Origin of the sequence: Phenylobacterium sp., from assembly GCF_030646615.1 — a bacterium.
Lineage (GTDB): Bacteria > Pseudomonadota > Alphaproteobacteria > Caulobacterales > Caulobacteraceae > Phenylobacterium.
Genome location: NZ_JAUSLG010000073.1, coordinates 53288 through 75711, shown reverse-complemented (window position 1 = coordinate 75711; position 22424 = coordinate 53288). Strand labels below are relative to the sequence as shown.

Here is a 22424-nt window from a genome sequence, read left to right as displayed (position 1 = left end):
CCGCCTCGCCGCTCGGATCGCGAATATACATCCGCGTATGACCTTGACGATGCGGAGGGGTGACTAAAGCGAACGGCGCCGCTGGATGGGACGACCAATCTACCTACTGCTAGGTTTTCTCGCCCTTGCGCTTGGCGGCGTAGGCATGGTCTTGCCCCTGCCCACCGTGCCGTTCGTGGTTCTAGCGGCGTTTCTGTTCGCCCGGAGCAGTCCCCGTCTGGAGCGCAAGCTCGTGGAGCACCCCACGTTCGGGCCGCACATTCGCACCTGGCGCAAGAACCGCGCTATCAGCCGCCAGGGGAAGATCGCCGCGCTGATCGCCTTCACCCTGAGCGCGATCGTCGGCTTCGTGGCGCTGGACTTTCCAATCTCATTGCTCCCCTGCGCGGTCAACCTCATTGGCGGCGTATGGATCTGGAGCCGTCCGGAGCGATGAGCGGACGTCTGGACGTCACCGCGTCATCAGCGCCGAGCGGCGCTTTGTCAGTAAGCGAGCCTTTTACCCCACCTTCCCCGGGCTGACGTGATCGCCGAGTCTGCCGGCCGATTGGCCGTGTGCGGGCTTGGGGTGCTGATGATGCCTGGTGATGATGTGCTGATGATGCCTTCGGCGCGTCGCATCGAGGTGTTTACCGGGACGGCGCAGCGGCGCCGGTGGAGCGCTGAGGCCAAGGCCCAGATCGTGGCGGAGAGCTACGAGACGTCGGTGGGCGAGGCGTCTGCGCGCTACAGCCTGTCGAAGACGCAGATTTTCACTTGGCGGCGGGATGCGCGCGAGGCTTCGGACCCCTTGGGGTTCGCCCGGGTCGAGATCGACGACGCCGGCTCGGGTGGGATGTCGCAGCGGGGACGGTACTGGTATTCCGAGCCAAGCGGGCGGACCGGGTGAAGATCGTGACCTGGGATGGAACCGGGCTGGTGATGCTGTGGAAAGCGCTGGACGAGGGCGCGTTCAAGTGGCCGCCGATCAGCGAGGGGGTCATGAAGCTGTCCTCGGCGCAGCTATCTGCGCTCGTTGAAGGGCTGGACTGGACCCGGGTCCACCCGCCTCGGAGAAACCGTCCGAGCGCCGTCCGATAGGGTGCGACAAGGTGACTCGGGACGCACGCGGGGGCGCCTCAAACGGCTGATGTTGGCCCAGCCACCGTCGCGCGCCCTCGACGGCGATCTCCGCGACCGGTATGTCCTTGCCGCCTGCCGACGCCGTCGCGCGACCACCGAGATAGATCTCGATCGGTGTCTCCACTTGCCCGCCGCCGAACGCCGGAGCTGACCGTCCGGCGCTCAGGAGCGCCTTGTCAACGTTGTGATGGAGGATTGTCCCGAACTCGTCGCGATAGGCGCGGCAGAGGTCACGTGAGAGCTGCTCGGCGAGCGCGTCGCAGATGGTGTCGGGATGGCCGGCCCCCTTGCGCTCGACCACCTCCACGGCGCTCGCGCTCGGCGCAAGCGGTGTCAGGACGAAGTCCTCATGTTCGTCACGAGGAGCGCGCCGACTTGGCTGGCGCGCCCGTTCGCTCAGCTCCGGCGGGCGGAGAAGGTGTTGTAGAGCAGGCCGCAGAACACGGCGACGTACCAGCCGCAGGCGAAAGCCCACGCGGTACCGGCCGCAATCAGAGCCGGGCTCGTCCAGTTGAGGCTTGGATAGAGCGCACCGAGGAAATGCAGGGTCTCCAGGCCGGGCAGGAACCCGCCCAGCGCGCAGAGCAGAAAGCTCGCCGCCATGAAGATGGACAGCGTAAAACCCAGCGGGACAATCGCTACGCCGCCGTGATGGGCGGCGGCTGCCTGACGGGACTGATGGAAGGTGGTCGACATCGGGGTCTCCTCCTGTGGCGCGACCGTTCTGACTGGCCTGCACAGGATTGACGCGCGCCGGCGAGGAACCTTACGGCGAGACTAGGCGGGCGACGGGCTGAGGACGCCTGGCGTCTCAGCCGTGCTCGCCTTCACGCCGAGCCGCGTGCGCTTCAACAGAAGCGCGTTGATGGCCACCAGGGCGGAACTGCCCGACATCGCCATGGCGGCGACCTCCGGACTGAGCGTGATGGGATAGAGCACCCCCGCCGCGAGGGGGAAGGCGATCACGTTGTAGCCGACCGCCCACCAGAGGTTCTGGTGCATCTTGCGCAGGGTGGCGCGCGAAAGTTCAATGGCCTTAACCACGTCGGCGGGATCGCTGCGCATCAACACGACGTCGGCGCTCTCGATCGCCACGTCGGTGCCGGCGCCGATGGCGAAGCCGACGTTGGCCTGGGTCAGGGCCGGGGCGTCGTTCACCCCATCGCCAACGAACCCAACCCGGTGCTTCTGCGCCTGCAATTCCTTTACCTTGGCGGCCTTGTCGCCCGGCAGCACTTCGGCCAGCACGATGTCGATCCCGAGCTCGGCCGCGACCCGCTTCGCCGTGCCCTCGTTGTCGCCGGTGATCATCGCCACCTTGACGCCCAACTCTTGCAGGCGAGCGATCGTGGCCTTGGCGGTTGGACGCGCGGCGTCGGCGACCGCAATGATGCCGATCACCCGGCCGTCGCGGGCGATGTGTACCACGGTGCGGCCCGCGCCTTGAAGGCGCACGGATTCGCCGGCGAGTTCCCCGAGCTCCACGCCATTGTCCGCCATCAGCATGCGATTGCCGGAGAGCACCTGGCGCCCCTCAACCTCGCCCGTGAGCCCCTTGCCGCCAAACGACTGGAAGTTGCTCGCCGGTTGGACTTGCAGACCCTCGGCGCGCGCCAGCACAGCCTTGGCGATGTGGTGCTCGGAGCCATGTTCCAGGGCTGCGGCCGTGGCGACGAGGTCGTTTTCGTCGATCCCGGCTGCCGGCGTGACCTGCACGACCTTGGGTTCGCCGGTGGTGAGCGTGCCAGTCTTATCGAAGACCACGATGTCGAGTTTCACCGCCTCTTCCAGCGCCGCCGCGTCCTTGATCAGGATGCCGTTCGCCGCGCCCAGGCCGGTGCCGACCATGATCGCCATCGGAGTCGCGAGCCCGAGCGCGTCGGGGCAGGCGATGACGAACACCGTGATGGTGAGGGTGAGCGCGAAGAGCAGCGTCTGGCCGATCACCCAGAACCAGATGACGAAGGTCGCGAGCCCGACCGCGATGGCCGCCAGGACCAGCCACTGCGAGGCGCGGTCGGCCAACAGCTGCGCCGGCGCCTTGGAGTTCTGTGCTTCCTGCACGAGCTTGACGATCTGGGCCAGCGCGGTGTCGGCGCCCACCTTGGTCGCGCGATATCGGAAGGCGCCGCTCTTATTGATCGCACCGCCGATCACGGTGTCGCCGACCGTCTTGGAAACCGGCAGGGACTCGCCGGTCAGCATCGACTCGTCGACCTCGGAGGCGCCGTCTTCGATCGTCCCGTCCACCGGGATTTTGCCGCCGGGCCGCACGAGCACCTCGTCTCCGGCGACCACCTCCGACGTGGGCACATCCACTTCTGCGCCGTTGCGAAGCACCCTGGCGGTCGGCGGCGCGAGGTCCATCAGCCGGCGGATGGCTTCGGAGGCGCCTGCGCGGGCCCGCATCTCCAGCCAATGACCCAGGAGGATGAAGACCAGCAGCAGCGCGGAGGCCTCGTAGAACTGCTCGCCCTCGAAGAAGAAGGTCGCCCCAATGCTGAACAGATAGCCGGTGCCGACGCTCAGCAGGACCAGCACGGCCATGTTGAAGACGCGCTTGCGTAGGGCGCGCACGGCGGCGACGAAGAACGTCCAGCCGGGATAGAGGATCGCCGCGCTCGCCAGGACGAACAGCGTCGGCTTCAGCGGCCACCCGAAGGGCGGCGCCACCCGCAGCGCTTCCACGCCCATCGGGGCCAGGAAGAAGATCGGGATCGTGAAGACCAGGGCGACCAGGAAGCGGTTGCGCATGTCCCGGGCCATCGCGGCCATGTCCATGCCGGCGCCATGGCCCATCTCGGCCATGTCGTCGTGGCCGGCATTAGTGGCGGCGACGTCAGGCTTTGCTCCGCGGTGGTGCGCGTGGGCGGGCGCCCCATGTGAGACCGTGTCGCCGGCGGTCCCGCAGACGTGCTGCGGGACGAGTTCGCCGCGGCAGTGGAAGCCGCAGTCGCGCACAGCCTGCTCGAGCTCAGCCGCGCTGACCGCTGCATCGTCATACTCGACGCTGGCCGAGGCGGAGGCGAAGTTGGCGGTAGCGCTGCGGACTCCTTTCAGGGCCCGCAGGTGCTTCTCGATGACGAGCGGATCGAGCGGGGTGCGGAAGCCCGATACATCGACGGTGATGGTGCGCATGAAGCTCTGTCTGGCTGGAGAGGACGGATGGTCTCAGGAATGGCCGAGGGCCGGATCCGACCCGCGGTCCCGACGCCCGAACCGCGGGAAGAAGGCGGGCGTCGTACGCTTATAGGCGGCGTACTGCTCGCCGAAGGTCGCCAACGCCTCCTTTTCCTCGTTCATCGACAGGCGCCAGTACATGAACAGGAGGAACGGGAACATCGCGATGGTGAGGATCGTCGGCCACTCCAGAAGGAAGCCGAACATCACCAGGGCGAAGCCGCCGTACTGCGGATGACGGACGGACTTGTACGGTCCGGTCGTCGCCAACTGGCCGTCACGCTGGGCGCGGTAGAGCACGCTCCAGCCAGCGGAAATCAGCCAGAAACCGCCGCCGATGAACAGCGCGCTGATGATGTGGAACGGGCCGAAGTGGGGGTTGGCCTTCCAGCCGAACATCATCTCCAGCAGGTGGCCAGCGTCGTGGCTGAACCAGTTCACGTTCGGATAGCGGCTCTGCAGCCAGCCGGACAGCACATAGATGGTCAGCGGAAAGCCATACATTTCGGTGAAGAGCGCGACTAGGAAGGCGCTGAAGGCGCCGAAGGAGCGCCAGTCGCGCGCCGTCTTCGGCTTGAAGAAGCTGAACGCGAAGAAGATGAATAGGACCGAGTTCAGGATCACGAGCGACCAAAGGCCGTAGGCTTGCGGCTCCTGCATGGGGGCTCCCTAGGACTTGTGTTGATGAGCGGGGGGCGCCTTAGGCGCGTCCGTCTGGGAAGGACCGGCCTTGTCGCCGTGGCCCGCATGACCGCCGTGGCCCCCATGCATCGTCATGTGCAGCAGCGGGCAGGCGAGCAGGAACAGGAACGGCAGATAGCCCAAGAGGTGGACCCGGTGCTCGCCGAAGAAGAGATACGCCAGCACCGCCCCGCCGGCGGCTATGGCCAAGCCGCGTAGGATGCTGCGGGAATTGGGAGGGTCCGCCACGACTTATGTTCCTTGTCATCAAGCCGGCGGTCTTTCGCGAAGTGGCCTTTGCCGGACCCGAGATAGACGCAGGGACACGGCTGACATTACGCCGGCGCTTCCGCTGGCTGGGTCGGCAAGGTTCGCTGGGGGCATGCCTCACGACGGTTGCCTTTCCAGCCAGCGCTGGAGCGGACGGACAAGGGAGTCGTACTGGTTGAACCGCGTGCGGCGCACGCCGCCCAATGTGTGGAGGCGCGGAAGCTCCTGCACGAAACGGTGCATGTAGCGCTTCAGCTCGACGGCGCTATGCCAGCGCTGGAAGGCGAAGGTGGTGGCCCACATGCACCAGAAGTTGGTCTCGAAGAACCCGGGTCGGAACAGCTCCTCTATGCGTCTCGTCCCCAATCCGGCGTCCGACGTCGCCATCACCTTCGCCAGGTCGAGCTGGTCGCGGGATGTGAGCTGCAGGTCGGAGGCGTCCAGACGCCGTCCGCCCGCGACGAGCCGCGCATGCGAGTCCGAGCGCACTTCCGTGTTGAACGCGAGCATCTCGTCTCTCAGGGAGACCGCAGCGTCTGCAAGCGATGGTATCGAGTCGAGCATCGCAAGGGTGCAGCTGTAGGCCTCGTAGGTGAACATTCGTCCGCCGCGGACGACGTAGCCGACGTCGGCGCTCCCCGAACCGTCGAGGCTGCCGCCCACGGTCGCGGTTTCTTCGAAGATCTCGATGTCGGCTCCGCGAAGGCCGCCGTCGCGCACCAGGAACGCCGCGGCGGCGAGCGAGGCGATCCCGCCGCCGACCAGATAGGCGCGGCGCTGGGGGGCAGTGCGGGCAGGGGCGGCCATGGCGAAGTCCTGACTTGGGCGTGATCGACCCGATCGAGGCCGGTTGGCGAATCTCTCAAGGCGTCCGGCGTGCCGCCGCGCCGTCGATCTCACGTTGGATGAAGAAGTTGAGGGCCGTCCGCAGCGCCGCGATCGCGGCCAGTTGCCCGATCTCATGCCACGTCGGGGCGACGGCGGTGCGCATGATGTCGGCGGCCAGCAGGAACTCCAGGGCGAGCGCAAGGGAGCGCGCCAGGCGCAGGCGCGTGTCCTCGATAAGGTCGTGCGGGCCGGGGCTCGGCGCACCGCCTCGCCGTCGCCACACAAGCGCCAGCTTGCGGACGACCGCTTCGACGACGGCGAGGCCGATCAGGGCGACGGCCACGGCGTCGGTCGCTGCGGCCAGCCAGACGGTGACTTCCTGGACGATCCCGACCATGACGTTCGTGTTCACGGAGCTTTTGCGTCGTCCTTTCTGGAGGGCTCGCCGGCGGAGGCGGGTGACCGTCCTACATCGCCATGGCCATGTGCCGGCACGCCGCGCCGCACTCCCGGCACGTCGCGGCGCATCGGGTGAGCACCGCGTCGCCCTTGAAGGCGTCGCAGGCCTGAGCGCACGCGGCGCAGAGGTCGGCGCAGGCGCTGCAGAGCAGAGTGTGCGTCGGCGCCCCGCGGAGCATCGAATTGGCGGTCGTCTGGCAGAGCTCAGCGCAGTCCTGCAGCAGCGCCACGAACTGCGCCGGCGCGCGAAGTCCCGGCTGTTCGATCACGTGCCGGGCGCTCGTCAGGCAACTACGATGCGACGCGATGCAGAGCGCCACGCAGTCATCCATCGACATGCCATGACCATCGCCGGACGGGGGGGCTTGCGCCGCGGCGGGCATGGCGGCGGCGGCCCCGGCGAGGGTGAGGACGGCCAGGAGTTCTCTGCGGTCGCGCACTTGCATCTCCATTCTGCGGATCTGGGGCGTTGATGCCCGCGTTTGCCTGCGATCAGATCTCTCAGGTGTTGATGATCACCTTGAGGGCCTGGGTTTCGGCCGCCCGGCGGAAGGTGTCGTAGGCGTCGACGCCGTTGTCCAAGCTGAAGTGATGGGTGATGAGCCGCGTCGGATCGAGCTTCCTGGACTGAACGGTCTTCAACAGCATCGGCGTGGTCACGGTGTCCACCAGACGCGTGGTGATCGTGACGCTCTGGGACCACAGCCGCTCGAGATGCAGGTCGACCTTGTGCCCATGGACGCCGATGTTGGCGATCACCCCGCCGACCGCGACCAGGTCCTGGCAAAGCTCGAAGGTCGCCGGCAGACCAACGGCCTCAATCGCGGCGTCCACGCCGCGGTCGCCGGTCAGCGCCCTGACCGCGTCCACGGCCTTGCCGTCGGCGCTGTTGATGGTGTGGGTCGCCCCGAACTGGCGGGCGATCCCCAGCCGGTTGTCGTCGACGTCGATCATGATGATCTCGGCCGGTGAATAGAACTGGGCGGTGAGCAGGGCGGCGAGACCGATGGGTCCGGACCCGACGATCGCAACCGTGGCCCCCGGAGCCACTTTGCCGTTGAGCACCCCACACTCGAAGCCCGTCGGCAGGATGTCGCTGAGCATGACGAGCGCCTCCTCGTCGGCGCCGGCCGGGATCGGATAGAGACTGGTGTCGGCATGGGGGGTGCGGACATATTCGGCCTGGGTCCCGTCGATGGTGTTCCCGAGGATCCAGCCTCCCGTCGTGCAATGGGAGTACATGCCCCGCCGACAGAATTCGCACTTGCCGCAGGACGATATGCAGGAGACCAGCACGTGGTCGCCCGGCTTGAAGGCGCGGACGCCCACGCCGACGGACTCGACGACGCCGACGCCCTCGTGGCCGAGGATGCGGCCGGCGGCACAGGTCGGGACGTCGCCCTTCACGATGTGCAGGTCGGTGCCGCAGATCGTCGTCTTCAGCATCTTGATGATCGCGTCGCCCGGCTCCTGAAGCTCAGGCTTCGGCCGCTCCGTGAGGGTGAGTTGGCCGGGGCCGCCATAGACAAGTGCTTTCATGATCGTTTCCTCGAGATTCCAGAATGGAGCCGCGTCGGGCGCGCTAGCGAGCTTTCAGTTCGACCAGATCGAACTTCCTGGCCTGGCCGTTGACCAGGGTCGCCTCGGCGAAGTGCTCGTCGATGACCCGGTCGATGCGGACCGCGCCGACATCATCGCGGCGCGGGATGGGCGGCGCACCTTTCGATGCTCCTGGCGTTCCGATGAATCGGACAACAGTGAGGACCTGTCCCGGCTTGGCCCCTTCGGCGGTCCCGACGCAAAGGATCACCGCCTGGCCCTGCATCTCCACGACCTGACCCCGCATGATGTACCGGTGCCAGACCTCTGTTGTGGCGGCAGAGCCCAGCACAGGCATTAGCGCTAGAAGCGCCGAGAGGCCCAGAGCCCGTCCAATCATCCTGTTCATATCGAACCTCCTAGGACTCTCCGCGAGTCCAGACCTGCAGCCGGCGAGGCCACTCCTCGGCGGGAAGCGGGGCTTCTCGCTGACGGGCAGGGCGCGCCCGTACTCGGGCCCCACCATGCACCCGCGTTCAATTCCTAGGGACGCGCCCGGCGCGCGATGATTACAGCGCTGGAGCTGTTGGGCACGCCCACCCGGATTTAGCGGCCTCGGCACACATTTGATCTACCGCAAGGCTGGCGCCCCGCGCGCGCCGCAGGGTGGCGTGAACCCATCCGGGAATCCGAGAGATTCGACCTGAACACCCTTCTCTCCGCGGCCACCGTCCTCGCCGCCCTCACCCTCAGCCCCGCGCTCGTGCAGGCTCAGCAGGGCGGATATCAGATGCCCGCCGCCGCGCCGGCCGCCCATACCGCGCCGGCGAAACCGGCCATGAGCGAGGGGTGCAAAGGCGGCATGCCAGCCAAGAGGGCGCAGCCCGGTCACGGCGCAATGGGACCTCCCGCCGGTCACGGCCCGCCCGCCGGCCATGGCGCTATGGGTCCGCCCGCGTCCATGAGTTCCGACGCGCCTCCGCAAGCCGGCATGGAGAAAGGTTGCGGCGACATGAAGGGCAAAGGTGTCGGCCAGGGCATGTATATGAAGGGCTATGGCATGCCGATGGGCAAGGACAAGGCCGCTCCCATGGAGCATGAGACGATGCCCCAGGCGGCGCCGAAGCCCCAAGTTCGTCACACCCAAGGCGCCGGTCGAGGGCAGCTGAACCGCCCGCAAGTAGCTTCTCAACATGGCCGCGCCGCTCCGGGCGCCGCCCCATGAAGACACCGACATGAACACCACCGGCCGACTCGCCGCATTCTCCTCTGCAGTGGTCCTGCTCCTGGCGCTCGACGCCTGCGAGAAAAAGACGGAGAGCACGCCTGCTGCGGCGGCCTCCGCGCCCGCAACTTCGGGAGCCAGCACGCCATCGCAGGCGACGGGCGAAGGGGAGGACGACCATGGCGAGGGGCCTGAGGTCGGTAGAAGGCTGCGCGAACAGCATGCGCCTGGGGCGGGGCTTGCTCCAGCCAACACCCCGTCCGACACACGCTAGGACGATCGCCGTTGACGCCCAACAGCCCCGGTCGCAAACGGCGACGGGGGCCGCAAAGCCTCTTGGTGACGCACGTGGCAGACGCTTCAAAAAAGTGCCCATGAACATCCTTCCGACTTCACCCGCGGCGCGCTTCGACGGCGCCTCGGCGCTCTTCCTGTCGCTCGCGGCCTGCGAAAGGAGACCGACGCCTCGCTCGCGCCGACCGCGACCGCGACACCGACTGTGACGCCTCCGGCCGCAACGGCCGCCGACGATTCAGCCCAGACGACCGCAGGGGCCGAGGGGACCAGACGCCCCCGGTCGTCCTCACATAGCTGGCGGCGGGGGCGTACCAATCTCGAAGGCCAAGCATGCAACATGAGCCGCGACGCCCGCCTCCGCTCTTTCTGCTTCGGATACGCGTACGAAAGGCACGCCCTTCGGAATGACGGGCGTCAAGGGTTGAGAGCCGGAGGGTGCGGAGGGCGAGCGGCAGTGCGATGGTTCTAGCGCGGCTACGGCTGCGACGGGCGGGTTACGTTTTCTAGATCACGCAGCTGGCGCGGCCGTCGCTGGCCCGCGTCAGGTCTGGAGCAGCTTTTCAACCCTGTCTTTCGCCCAGCAATCGGCCAGTGGGCAGACTGGGCACTTCTCGGCCATGGCCTGGCGCAGGGCGTTGCGGGCTCGGTGGACGCGCACGGCGGCGTTATTGGCGGTGAGCTCCAGGTCGCGAGCGACTTCCTTCAGCGGGCGGTCCTCGAGATAAGTCGCGGCGAGGATTTCGCCATATTCTGGCTTAAGCGCGTGGAGCGCGGTCTTCAGGCAATCGATTGGGGCGACGAGCTCCTCGGTTGCGTCCGCCGCGTCCGCCGCGTCCGGCGGGGGCTGGTTGGCGAGGGCGTGGAGAGTGCGGCGCTGGACGGCGGCCCTTCGGTAGCGGTCGACCACCAGCCGGCGCAGGGAGACGTCCATCCAGGTCTGAGGGCGTTCGGCGGCGCACAGGGATTCAGCGTGCTGCAGGAACTTAATGGCGCCGTCCTGCCAGGCGTCCTCGGCGTCTTGCAGCGAGGGCAGACGGCTGCGCAAGAAGCGCAGCTGGCGGGGCCGTTGAGCGGCCAGCTGCAGGGCCAGATCGTCCGCGCTACCTTGAGTATCCGCAAATTTTGAGAAGGGTTCCCGTGACTGTAAGGTTGATCTGCTATCAGCGTCCTCGAATTGCGCGGCCCTGGCGTAAAGCATTCGACTGATTCCTGGAGCTGATCGACGCGAAATATCAATGCCAGTTTGTGAGTCTTCCTTGGCCAGAATCAAGCCTAACTATTTTCTTCTGGAGGAGATGAATTCTGAGGGTTTTCGCTACGACGCGCGTATAGCAAAGCTATTCTGCGCGGTGGATACGAGGGTGCCCCGCGTCTCTCACGCTCTGCCCGCCATTCTGCACTGCCGGTTCGACGGCCACTAGACGTTGGCCGACGTCCAAGCGCCGGACCTGCAATGCTTCATCCTCGCTGACCCGTGAATGGAAGAACTGCGTGAAGGCGCGCCTGGGGGGTGTCGTCGCAGGGCGTCGCCCGCGGGAGATGCTCCGCAGCGGTTCGTTGTGGCGCAGGGTTCGTTCGGGATCGAGCACATCAAGAGTGCTGTCGAAGCGCGCTTGGGAGCGGACCCGAGGGCCCGCTCCCGGCGCAGCACCTGATCAGGCGAGGGCGAGCGAGGGGGGCGCTCGTCCGTTCCGCAGCTCAGCGCTGGCCGCGAAAGCAGTCATACAGGCCAGCGGCGACGAACGCCTTGTACAAATCCGCAGGTGAAGGCGACCTCGGCGCGCGTTCGAACAAGACGCCGGCTGCGGCCTGAACTTACAGAGGGGGCGTCCAGCCAGGTGGAGCTGCCCTGCATCAAGGCGCGTTGGCTGACGGCGGCCTTTTCGGCGAGGAGATCAGGAGGCCACGATGCTCGAAGCGCCGCGCCCGCAGCCCATCCAGCGGACCACGAAAGCCATTGCTGGACGGGTCGGTCGGACCTGACGGTCAAAATTGCGGTGCTGCTTCGGGACGATCGCCGGCGACCATGGTGGGCTCGGAGGCCTCGACGGCCGCTGCGGGCGATCTCGCCGCGCCACGGACATCGCCCCATGACGGGGTGGTGCGCTTCAGGATGACCGCGGAGCTGGGTGGCCCACGTTGGCCGCCCCCGCGCCGGCTCTCGAGACCAAGCGCGGTGGGGAATAACAGGCAACAAAGTGCGCCGGGGCGCCGAGGAGCGTCTCGCTTTCGCGGGGGCCTAGGGCACCATGCCGCCGTCTGGTTGCCACCACCCTGAAGTGGGGAATGACGGCTAACGGCGGCGCAACAGCCGTCATCCGCGCCGCTGATCGCTATCAACTCCAAGCGGGGACCGCCTAAGCCGCATTGAACGGCGAGCAGTTGCTGTAATGGCGGCCGATGCACATGCGTCTGATGGAAGATGAACAGCGGCCCTGGACAACACACGGGCGTCGGGGGCGACTCGCGCCGACGCCGCGGGTTCCCTGACTGCGCCAGGCGCCGCGGGCTTCCACCATGCCGATAGATTTGGTCCGACGCGCGCTCGACCACAGGTCCGGCGACCTGTGGTCGGACGAGACGCCCATTCGCGCCGAACTGTTCAGCGTCGAGCGGCTTGAGGCGCACGCTAAGAGCCTTGCCCTGGCTCAGCCCGTCGACGGCCGCCCGAAAGCCGGCCGCAGTCTCACGGGCCGCCTGCTGGACAATCAGCGCCGGCTCATCGAGGCCTTTGTGGTGCTGCAACGCTCGGGTGGGGGCGACGACGGCGCAACGCCCGCGGCGCAGTGGCTGCTCGACAACTTCCATGTGGTCGAGGAGCAGATCCGGGAGATTCGGCGCGACCTGCCGCCCGGCTATTACCGGCAGCTTCCGAAGCTGATCTCAGGTCCCTTCGCCGGCTACCCACGGGTGTTTGGCCTGGTCTGGGCGTTCGTCGCCCACACGGACAGCCGCTTTGACGTGGACATGCTGCAGCGCTACGTCCACGCCTACCAGAGCGTCCACCCGCTCACCATCGGCGAGCTCTGGGCGGTGGCGATCACCCTGCGCCTCATTCTCGTGGAGAATCTACGGCGCCTCGCCGACCAAATCTTGGACAGCCGCGAGGCCCGCATTACCGCCGACCAACTGGCGGACCGGCTGCTCGGCGCCTACGGTCGCGATCCCGAACCCGCTGCCGCCGTGCTGCGGGGCTGGGAAGGTCGGCGGCGGTTCACAGACGCCTTCACGATGCAGCTGGTGCACCGGCTGCGCGACCAGGATGCGAGTATCGCACCCGTGTTGAGCTGGGTGGATGAGCAGCTCGCTGGGCAGAGCGTTACAGCTGACGCGGTCGTTCGCGGCGAGCATGATCGGCAGGTCGCCGCCGCTGGCACCGTTCGCAACATCGTCACCAGCCTGCGGCGCATCTCGGAGGTGGATTGGCTGGACCTGGTCGAGCGGATGAGTCTCGTCGATGCGGCCCTGACGCGGGCAGGTGACTTCGGGGAGATGAATTTCGCGACCCGCAATCTCTACCGCACCGCAATCGAGGCCCTCTCGCGCGGCAGCGGCAAGAGTGAGATGGAAGTGACTCGGGCCGCCATCGCACGCGCTGGGGCCTGTCCGGGCGAGGTGGCGAGCTGCCACGTCGGCTGTCACCTCATCGGGTCGGAACGGCGCCGCTTCGAACGGGCGCTGGGATTTAGACCGCCGCGGCGCGAGCTCCTGACTCGGACCTTCCAGCGCCTCGGCGCCGGGGGCTACGCGGCGGGCATCATCTCTGCGGCGGCCGTGATCCTTCTGGCGCCGCTTCTCTATCTGCGCGCCGCCGGCTTGGACGGCGTGTGGCTGGCGGCCTTGGCTGTGCTCGGAGTCGTTCCCGCCTTGGAGCTCGCCGTCGCGCTCGTCAACGCAGTCATCACCCACAGCATTCGGGCGAGCTTCCTGCCGGCGCTCGAGTTGGCGGGCGGAATCCCCTCAGAGCATCGCACCCTCGTAGCGGTGCCGATGATGCTCACCAGCCCGGCGGCGATCCAGGAACAAGTCGCAGGTCTTGAGATTCATTATCTTGCCAGTGTCGAGGGTGACGTCCACTTCGCCCTGCTGTCGGACTGGATCGACGCGGACCGCGATAGCGAGCCGGTAGACGGCCATCTCCTCACGCTGGCCGCCGAAGGCGTCGCGGCTCTGAACCGGAAATACGGCCCGGCGCCCGGGGGAGACCGCTTTCTGCTGCTCCATCGCCGTCGCGTGTGGAACGACAGCGAACGGCATTGGATCGGCTGGGAACGTAAGCGGGGCAAGCTGCAGGAGTTGAACCGCCTGCTGCGCGGGGCGCAGGACACGACGTTCGTCGCCCCGCCCGGGGGACAGATCAGCGTCCCTGCGGGCGTGCGCTATGTCATCACGCTGGATGCCGACACGCGCCTGCCGCATGACACGGTGCGTCGCCTGATCGGCAAGATGGCCCATCCGCTCAACCGCCCGCGCCTGGATACTCGAAAGCAGCGGGTGGTGGAGGGCTACGGTATCCTGCAGCCGCGGATTACGCCCGCGCTGCCGGTGGGCCATCGCGGCTCGTTGTTCCACCGGCTGTTCTCGGGCGCGAGCGGGATCGACCCCTACGCCGCCGCTGTCAGCGACGTCTATCAGGACCTGTTCGGCGAAGGCTCATACGGGGGGAAAGGGATCTACGACGTAGACGCCTTCGAGGCGGCGCTTTCCGGACGTGTGCCGGAATCCACGCTGCTGAGCCATGACCTCTTCGAGGGAGTCTATGCGCGCGCCGGCCTAGCGTCCGATGTCGAGGTGGTCGACGATGCGCCTACGCGCTACGATGTCGCAAGCCTGCGACATCACCGCTGGGCTCGCGGCGACTGGCAGTTGCTGCCGTGGATACTGCGTATCCCAGCCGGCCGTTGCGCGGCGCCGGGGCCGCTCCCGGTCATCGGCCGGCTGAAGATGCTCGACAATCTGCGGCGGACCCTGACCGCGCCGGCGGCCGTAGCGGCGCTATTCGCGGGCTGGGCCACGCTCGGCGGCCATGCCGTCGTCTGGACCCTGTTCGTGCTGGGCTCGGTCGTCGCGCCGGCGCTCATGCCGCTGATCGATGACCTGGCGCCGCGGGCGGCCGGGATACGCACGCGAGACCGATTGAGAGGCATGGGCGCGGACCTGCGAGTCGCAGCCGCGCGCGCGCTTCTGCTGGTCACGCTCTTGCCCCACCAGGCGTGGTTGATGTCCGACGCCATCGTCCGGACCCTGTGGCGGCTGTTCGTCAGCCGGCGCCGGCTGCTGGAATGGGTGCCGGCGGCGCAGCTTGCCGCGGGCCTGCGGTTGGAGGTGTCCGACTTCTATCGACGGATGTGGAGCGTCTTGCCCCTGGCCCTGGCAGGCCTTGCGATCAGTGCGACCTGGTCCGGAAAGGCTTGGCCAGTAGGGGTCAGCATCTCTCTCGCCTGGCTGTTCGCACCGCTGGTCGCTCAGCGAGTCAGCCGGATCCAACCCCTGCCGGAAGCGGGCGAGCTGACCCCGGCTGACACGGCCGCGCTGCGTCTGACGGCGCGTCGGACCTGGCGCTACTTCGAAGCCTACGTCACCGCCGGCGACAACCACCTGCCGCCGGACAATGTTCAGGAGGATCCGCCGGCCGTCGCCCACCGCACCTCGCCCACCAACATCGGTCTCTACCTCCTCTCGACCGCGTGCGCGCGCGACCTCGGTTGGATCGGCGTCGGTGAAGCCCTGGAGCGTATAGAGGCCACGTTGGCCACCTTGCAGCGCATGGAGCGGCGACGCGGCCACTTCCTCAACTGGTATGACACGCGCGACCTGCGCGCGCTCGAGCCGCTGTATGTGTCCACCGTGGACAGCGGCAACCTCGCCGGATGCCTGCTGACGCTCGCCGCGAGCTGCCACGTATGGCGGGACCACCCGCTGCCCCCGCTGGCGCGATGGGCCGGCGTGTCCGACGCCATTGGCCTGGCGAGGGAAGAACTGGCGCCGCTCTGCGCGCCTGCGGTGCCCGCGCATCAGACCTGGCGGCGTCTGGACGAGGCGTTGCGGGACTTCTGCGGCACCTTTGGCGGCGGCGAGGAGGGGAAGCACGCCCGAAGTGCGTTCGACGACGTACTGCGCGAATGGGCGGGGCTCGCCGAACCGCTGCGGGGTCTGTTGGCGGAGCGTGAGGACGCCGCAGAGCTGGCCTATTGGCTATCCGCGGTGGAGGCGGGGCTCCGCAGCCATCTCCGCGACTTGGAATTCTCTGAGCTGGACCGCCGCCTCGCGGCGGCGGAAGCCGTCGCGCGCCAGATGGCGCTGGAGATGGAATACGGCTTCCTGCTCGATCCCGACCGCAAACTGCTGTCGATCGGCTACCGCGTCGCCGACGGGACGTTGGACGCCAATTGCTATGACCTCCTAGCCTCAGAGGCCCGGCTGGCGAGCTTTCTCGCCATCGCCAAGGGCGACGTGCCGGCGCGCCACTGGTTTCGACTTGGTCATGCGGTGACACCTACGCCTGAGGGCGCGGCCCTGATTTCCTGGTCGGGGTCCATGTTCGAGTACCTGATGCCGTCTCTGGTGATGCGCTCGCCCGCCGGCAGTCTGCTGGAGCGGTCGCTGCGGGCGGTCGTGCGCCGCCAAATTGCTTACGGGCGGAGCCATGGGCGGCCCTGGGGCGTCTCGGAATCAGGGTTCAACGCGCGGGATCTCGAGTTCACCTACCAATACTCGAACTTTGGGATTCCGGGTCTCGGTCTCAAGCGAGGCCTCGGCGAGGAGGCCGTGGTCGCACCCTATGCGACAGCGCTCGCCGCGATGATCGATCCGCGCGAAGCCGTCGCCAACTTCGAGGTCTTGGCCGCGGCGGGCGCAAAGGGACGCCACGGCTTCTATGAGGCCTTGGATTACACGCCCGCGCGGGTGCCAGAGGGAACGCGGGTCGCGATCGTGCGATCGTTCATGGCCCATCACCAGGGGATGACGGTCACCGCCTTGGCCAACACTCTGCTGGGAGGACTTTTGCGCGAGCGCTTCCACGCCGATCCGCTCGTGCAGGCCGCCGAGCTCCTCCTGCACGAGCGAATGCCGCGTGACGTTCGGCCGGCGACGGCTGCCGCCGAACGCGAGGGCTCGCGCTTGACCGAGGCGCCGGAACCGGTGCTCGGGCGCCGCTACTCCACGCCGCACGGCGCGAGTCCCGCGACCCATATTTTGTCGAACGGTCGCTACAGCGTGCTGCTCACCGCTGCGGGAGGCGGTTACAGCCGCTGGCGAAGCCAGGCGCTAACGCGCTGGCGCGAAGACAGCGTGCGCGACGACTGGGGCGCTTTCATCTATCTGCGCGATGTGGCGAGCGGGCGCGTTTGGTCCACCGGCTATCAGCCTACCGCCGCCGAGCCGTCGGAGTATGGCGTGACCTTCTTCGCCGACCGCGCGGAATACTCGCGCCGCGATGGCGACCTAGCGACTGAACTCGTGGTGCTGGTTTCTGCGGAGGATGACGGGGAGCTCCGACGCGTGACCTTGACCAACGCCGGCGACGTCGAGCGCGAAGTCGAAATCACCTCATATGGTGAGCTGGTCCTTGCGCCCGACGCCGCCGACGCCGCCCACCCGGCGTTCTCCAAGCTGTTCGTAGAGACGGAACACCATCCGGCGCTGGGGGGCGCCTTGCTTGCGACCCGTCGACGCCGGGCGCCGGAGGAGCCTGAGCTCTGGGCCGCCCATCTGGCGATCGTCGAAGGCGAGGCGCTCGGCAAACCGGAATTCGAGACCGATCGCGCGCGCTTCCTGGGCCGGAACCGCGATGTCCGCGCACCGATCGCCGTCTTCGAAGGCCGCCCCCTGACCGGCGAGGCCGGCGCGGTGCTCGATCCGATCTTCGCGCTTCGGCGACGCGTGCGGATCGCCGCCGGCTCTACAGCCCAGGTCTCCTTCTGGACCTTCGCCGCCGGCTCGCGCGAAGCCATCTTGGAGGTGTTGGATCAGCATCTTCACACCGCAGCCTGCGAACGGGCCGCAGCCTTGGCGTGGACTCGGGCGCAGGTGCAGCTGCGCCATCTCGGCGTCACCCACCGGGACGCCGACAACTTCCAGCGCCTGGCCGGCCACCTGATTTACGCGGCGCCTGCGCTCAGACCCCCGTCAGAGGTGGTGGCGGCGGGCGCGGGGGGGCAGCCGGACCTCTGGGCCCTGGGCATATCAGGCGACCTACCTCTGATCCTATTGCGGATAGACGACCTCGAACATCTCGCCACCGCCCGCGACCTGCTCCACGCAGCGGAATACTGGAAGCTGCAGCGGCTCCCGGTGGATGTCGTGATCCTGAATGACCACGCGGCCTCCTACATCCAAGACCTGCAAGGCGCGTTGGAGGCCTTGGTGCGCGTGACGCAATCCCGCCGCGCGCCAGACGAAGAGCCACTACCGGGCGGGGTCTACGTGCTGCGCGGCGACCTCATTTCGCCCGCGCTCCAGGCCCGCCTGTTGTCGGTCGCGCGGGTTGTGTTGTCTGCGCAGCACGGCCGGCTGGAAGGCCAGCTTGACCGGCTACGGGATCAGCGCGAGTGGCCGCGGCCACCTTTGGCGGCGCCGCAGGTTCCCGCTAGGCCGTTGCGGTCATCGCCTGTCCCAGACCTGGAGGCCTACAACGGGATCGGCGGCTTCGCGCGCGAGGGCCGGGAGTATGTCGTTGTCCTCAGCCCTGGCCAGACCACGCCGGCGCCCTGGATCAACGTCGTCGCCAACCCGAGCTTCGGGTTCCAGATCTCCGCGGAAGGTTCGGGATACACCTGGGCCCTCAATAGCCGCGAGCACCAGCTCACCCCCTGGTCGAACGACCCGGTCGCCGATCGCGGTGGCGAGGCGTTGTACCTGCGCGACATGGAAACCGGCGAGCTCTGGAGCCCGACCGCCTACCCGGTGCGGGATCCAGAGGCGACCTATGTCTGCCGCCACGGCCGCGGCTACAGCCGATTCGAAGCCACGGTCGGCGACTTCGAGACGGAGCTCCTCGCCTATACGCCGCTGCTAGACCCGGTGAAAATCCTGCGGCTGAAAGTCCGCAATCTGTCCAACCGACCGCGCCGGCTGTCGGCCTGCGCCTATGTGGAGTGGGTCCTCGGCAAAAGCCGCGACGCGATAGCGCCCTTTACGGTCACGCACGTCGATGAAGCGAGCGGGGCCCTGATGGCGCAGAACCGCTGGGATCCCAGCTTTGGGGAGCGGGTGGCGTTTCTTGACGCCTGTGGCCGCCAGACGAACTGGACGGGCGATCGCCGGGAATTCATCGGTCGCAACGGCAGCCTGCGTCGGCCAGCGGGTCTGGCGGGCGGCGCGCTCTCCGGCCGAACAGGGGCCGCGCTAGACCCCTGTGGGGCCATGGATGCGCCGCTGTCGCTCGCGCCCGGGGAGACGGGCGAGCTGGTCTTCCTCATCGGGGAGGGCGAGGACGCCGACGCCGCCCGCGAGCTGATCGCGCGTTACGGTCAGGCTGATTTGGATGACGTCCTGGCGGAGGTAGACGCCTATTGGGAGCGTCTCCTAGGGACCGTACAGGTGCAAACCCCCGACCCAGCCCTGGACCTGATGCTCAATGGCTGGCTGCTCTACCAGACCGTCGCGTCCCGCTTATGGGCGAGGGCCGGCTTCTATCAGGCGAGCGGCGCCTATGGCTTCCGCGATCAGCTGCAGGACGTCATGGCGCTGGTGCATGCGGCCCCCGAAACCGCACGCGAGCACTTGCTCAGGGCGGCGGCGCGCCAGTTCCCCGAGGGCGACGTGCAGCACTGGTGGCTGCCCCACTCCGGCCAGGGGGTCCGCACCCGCTTTTCCGACGACCGGGTGTGGCTGGCCTACGCGGTCGCGAATTATGTCGTCGCCACCGGGGACCGCGCGGTGCTCGACGAGCCGATCCCCTTCCTGGAGGGTGAGGCCCTTGAGCCGACCGCGGCCGAGGCGTTCTTCCGTCCCGGAACCGGCGAGAGCGCCAGCCTCTTCGAACACTGCGCGCGGGCGCTCGACGCCAGCCTGCAGGTGGGGGGCCATGGCGCGCCGTTGATCGGCGGCGGCGACTGGAACGACGGCATGAACCGCGTCGGCCAGCACGGCCGAGGCGAGAGCGTGTGGTTGGGCTGGTTTCTCCAGCGCACCTTGACGGAATTCGCACCGTTGGCGGCGGCTCTCGGGCAGGCGGCGCACGCAGGGCGCTGGGCTGCCCACGCCGAGGGCCTAAAGGCCGCGCTCGAGCGGAGCGCGTGGGGCGGCGACTGGTACCTTCGCGGCTGGTACGACGATGGCTCGCCGCTGGGCTCGCCCGACAGCGACGAGTGCCGCATCGACGCCATTGCGCAATCGTGGGCCGTGCTCTCCGGGGCGGCGGAGCCGAACCGCGCGCGACAGGCGTTGGCCGCGGTTGAACGTGAGTTGATCGACGCCGACGCCGGCCTAGCTCTGTTGTTCACGCCGCCCTTCGACAAGGGTCCGAAAGACCCCGGTTATATCAAGGGCTACCCAGTCGGCGTGCGAGAGAACGGCGGCCAATATACTCACGCCGCGGTGTGGACGGCGATGGCCTTCGCAGCGGTGGGGGACGGCGACAGGACCGCAAGCCTCCTAGCCATGCTCAACCCGATCAATCATAGCCGCACGCCATCTGAGGCCCAGCGGTACAAGGTTGAGCCCTACGTGGTCGCTGCCGACATCTATTCGCACCCGGCACACCTCGGGCGGGGCGGTTGGACCTGGTATACAGGCGCCGCGGGCTGGATGTACCGCGCGGGACTAGAGTCGCTTCTCGGCCTGCGGCGCCATGGCGACGCCCTGCTGCTCGATCCGTGCATTCCGCGACACTGGCCAGGCTTCAAGCTCGTCTACCGGTTTGGCGCCGCCCGTTACGAGATAGAGGTGGAAAACCGCGACGGCGTCTGCCGGGGCGTCGCCGAAGCCGTACTGGACGGCGTTCGGCTGCGCGAGCGACCGTTGCGCATACCCCTCAGCTCAGCGGACGGCGTCCGGCGTCTGCGCGTCCGGCTGGGCGCCGTTGACCCGAAGGCTGGTGCGGCTTGACCCGTAGCGTGGATTCCCGGGCAGGACGCCCCGTCGGAAAGGCGGATCTGATCGATGTCTCCAAGCTCATCGACGCCTACACGGCGGTCCGCCCCGACCCGACAGATCCGTCCCAAGGCGTCGCCTTCGGGACCTCCGGCCATCGCGGCTCGGCGCTCGCGGGGACCTTCAATGAGGCGCATGTCGTGGCGATCTGCGCCGCCGTCTGTCGTCACCGCAAAGCCGCGAGCATCCATGGACCGCTGTTCCTGGCCGGCGACACCCACGCGCTCTCAAAGCCCGCGCTCAGGACGGCCGTCGAGGTCTTCGTCGCCGCCGGTGTTACGGTGATGCTCGACACCCGGGACGCCTACACGCCGACGCCTGCGGTGTCGCACGCCATCCTGCACTACAATATGGGGCGCACCTCAGGGCTGGCGGACGGGATCATTCTCACGCCGTCTCACAATCCGCCCCAGGATGGCGGCTTGAAGTACAATCCGCCGCACGGCGGGCCAGCCGAACCTCGGATCACTGAGGCGATCGAGCAGCTCGCCAACGCTGCGCTTCCGACGGCGTTGCGGGACGTGATGCGCGTTCCTTACGCCCGCGCGGCGCGGTCTTCGCATGCGGCGCGTTACGACTATCGGACTGCCTTCATCGCCGAGTTGCCGCAGGTGGTGGACCTTGGAGCGATCCGCGCCGCCGGGGTGCATATTGGGATCGATCCCCTGGGCGGAGCCAGCGCTGAGTACTGGCCTCTGGTCTTGGAGACGTATGGTCTGCACGGTGCGGTCGTCAGCGAGGCGATCGACCCTCAGTTCGCGTTCATGACGGCCGATCATGATGGCGAGACCCGGATGGATTGCTCCTCGCCCTATGCGATGGCCCGGCTGGTCGACCTGCGGGCTCGCTTCGACATCGCCTTCGGCAACGACCCGGACGCCGACCGCCACGGCGTGGTGACGCCTTCGGGGGGGCTGATGGAGCCGAACCGTTATCTGACGGCGGCGGTCGCCTATCTGTTTGAACACCGTCCCGCCTGGCCTGCCGGGCTCGCGATCGGCAAGACCATGGTCACAAGCGCCCTCATCGACCGGCTCGCCGCCAGACTTCAGCGGCCGCTGGTTGAGACGCCGGTGGGATTTCGCTGGTTCGTCGATGGACTTTCCGACGGCGCCCTGGGCTTCGCGGGCGAGGAGAGTGCCGGCGCGGTGTTCCGAAGGCTCGACGGGTCGCTTTGGACAACGGAGAAGGACGGTTTCAGCCTCGGGCTTCTGGCTGCGGAAATCCTTGCGCGAACCGGCCAGGACCCCAGCATGGTCTACACGTCGGTGGCCGACGCAATCGGCCCCTCCTACTATGAACGTCTAGATGCGCCAGCCACACCGCAGCAAAAAGCCTGGCTGCGAGGCCTCAGACCGCAGGATCTGCAACTTGCTGAGCTCGGCGGCGAGCCTGTGTTGTCGGTAGAGATCGCGAGCCCCCGCGGGGAGCCGTTCGGCGGCGTGAAGGTTAAGGCCAAGAGCGGGTGGTTCGCCGCCCGCCCATCAGGGACCGAGCCCCTCAACAAGATTTATGCGGAGAGTTTCGTCGGTCCAGATCACCTAGCGGTTATCCAGGGCGACGCCCAGCAGGCCCTGGCTAGCTTGAGCGGTGGGCGCTGAATCCAAAAAGCGACCCCACAGATTCCCAGCGGAGCGGAGAAGATCGTAGCCGCTAAGCGCCAGGTGCTTGATGGGCGCGCCACATTGACAGAACATCGTCCTTTCTATCGTGGCCCGTGCCTGCG

Annotated in this window: 17 protein-coding genes; 6 read left to right on the top strand and 11 right to left on the bottom strand. The window is 67.6% G+C overall.

Annotation, left to right across the window (positions count from 1 at the left end):
- The first annotated feature begins 85 nt into the window (after positions 1-85).
- The 3 genes from Q7S93_RS12885 to tnpB all read left to right on the top strand — a co-directional run bounded on the left by Q7S93_RS12885 (position 86) and on the right by tnpB (position 1080).
- Positions 86-436 (top strand): YbaN family protein, encoded by a 351-nt coding sequence (locus Q7S93_RS12885; RefSeq protein WP_304714298.1) that lies wholly within the window; start codon positions 86-88, stop codon positions 434-436.
- Positions 437-574: 138 nt separating this feature from the next.
- On the top strand, positions 575-889 hold the full coding sequence (locus Q7S93_RS12880) for a transposase (RefSeq protein ID WP_304714297.1): 315 nt from the start codon (positions 575-577) through the stop codon (positions 887-889).
- A complete protein-coding gene (gene tnpB / locus Q7S93_RS12875; RefSeq protein WP_304714409.1) occupies positions 856-1080 on the top strand; it encodes an IS66 family insertion sequence element accessory protein TnpB in 225 nt (74 codons plus the stop codon). Before Q7S93_RS12880 ends, tnpB begins: the two co-directional genes overlap by 34 nt.
- Here tnpB and Q7S93_RS19065 read toward each other — a convergent pair.
- From Q7S93_RS19065 to Q7S93_RS12830, 10 genes are all read right to left on the bottom strand, one after another.
- The gene (locus tag Q7S93_RS19065; protein ID WP_370652156.1) at positions 980-1429 is read right to left on the bottom strand and encodes a methionine adenosyltransferase; all 450 of its coding nucleotides are present in this window, start codon (positions 1427-1429) and stop codon (positions 980-982) included. The genes tnpB and Q7S93_RS19065 overlap by 101 nt on opposite strands.
- A gap of 89 nt (positions 1430-1518) precedes the next feature.
- A complete protein-coding gene (locus Q7S93_RS12870; protein WP_304714296.1) occupies positions 1519-1818 on the bottom strand; it encodes a hypothetical protein in 300 nt (99 codons plus the stop codon).
- A gap of 81 nt (positions 1819-1899) precedes the next feature.
- Positions 1900-4260 carry a heavy metal translocating P-type ATPase gene (locus tag Q7S93_RS12865; RefSeq protein ID WP_304714295.1) on the bottom strand — a complete coding sequence of 787 codons (2361 nt, stop codon included), beginning with the start codon at positions 4258-4260 and terminating at the stop codon, positions 1900-1902.
- Between the two features lie 33 nt (positions 4261-4293).
- Positions 4294-4962: a methyltransferase family protein gene (locus Q7S93_RS12860; protein WP_304714294.1), complete on the bottom strand. Its 669-nt coding sequence runs from the start codon at positions 4960-4962 to the stop codon at positions 4294-4296.
- A gap of 9 nt (positions 4963-4971) precedes the next feature.
- The gene (locus Q7S93_RS12855; RefSeq protein WP_304714293.1) at positions 4972-5232 is read right to left on the bottom strand and encodes a DUF2933 domain-containing protein; all 261 of its coding nucleotides are present in this window, start codon (positions 5230-5232) and stop codon (positions 4972-4974) included.
- Positions 5233-5370: 138 nt separating this feature from the next.
- Complete coding sequence (locus Q7S93_RS12850; RefSeq protein WP_304714292.1) at positions 5371-6060, bottom strand: oleate hydratase; 690 nt, start codon at positions 6058-6060, stop codon at positions 5371-5373.
- A 55-nt stretch (positions 6061-6115) separates the two neighbouring features.
- Positions 6116-6493, bottom strand: coding sequence for a DUF1622 domain-containing protein (locus tag Q7S93_RS12845; RefSeq protein ID WP_304714291.1), 378 nt, complete (start codon positions 6491-6493; stop codon positions 6116-6118).
- A 55-nt stretch (positions 6494-6548) separates the two neighbouring features.
- A complete protein-coding gene (locus Q7S93_RS12840; protein ID WP_304714290.1) occupies positions 6549-6992 on the bottom strand; it encodes a four-helix bundle copper-binding protein in 444 nt (147 codons plus the stop codon).
- Between the two features lie 49 nt (positions 6993-7041).
- The gene (locus Q7S93_RS12835) at positions 7042-8079 is read right to left on the bottom strand and encodes a zinc-dependent alcohol dehydrogenase family protein (protein WP_304714289.1); all 1038 of its coding nucleotides are present in this window, start codon (positions 8077-8079) and stop codon (positions 7042-7044) included.
- Between the two features lie 43 nt (positions 8080-8122).
- A complete protein-coding gene (locus tag Q7S93_RS12830) occupies positions 8123-8488 on the bottom strand; it encodes a hypothetical protein (protein ID WP_304714288.1) in 366 nt (121 codons plus the stop codon).
- Between the two features lie 552 nt (positions 8489-9040).
- Here Q7S93_RS12830 and Q7S93_RS12825 point away from each other — a divergent pair.
- On the top strand, positions 9041-9304 hold the full coding sequence (locus tag Q7S93_RS12825) for a hypothetical protein (protein WP_304714287.1): 264 nt from the start codon (positions 9041-9043) through the stop codon (positions 9302-9304).
- Between the two features lie 838 nt (positions 9305-10142).
- Here the strand turns inward: Q7S93_RS12825 and Q7S93_RS12820 are convergent.
- Positions 10143-10871 (bottom strand): RNA polymerase sigma factor, encoded by a 729-nt coding sequence (locus Q7S93_RS12820; protein WP_304714286.1) that lies wholly within the window; start codon positions 10869-10871, stop codon positions 10143-10145.
- Between the two features lie 1247 nt (positions 10872-12118).
- Here Q7S93_RS12820 and Q7S93_RS12815 point away from each other — a divergent pair.
- Complete coding sequence (locus Q7S93_RS12815) at positions 12119-20653, top strand: GH36-type glycosyl hydrolase domain-containing protein (protein WP_304714285.1); 8535 nt, start codon at positions 12119-12121, stop codon at positions 20651-20653.
- Positions 20650-22299: a phosphoglucomutase gene (locus Q7S93_RS12810; protein WP_304714284.1), complete on the top strand. Its 1650-nt coding sequence runs from the start codon at positions 20650-20652 to the stop codon at positions 22297-22299. The genes Q7S93_RS12815 and Q7S93_RS12810 overlap by 4 nt, the downstream gene beginning before the upstream one ends.
- Positions 22300-22424: the final 125 nt, after the last annotated feature.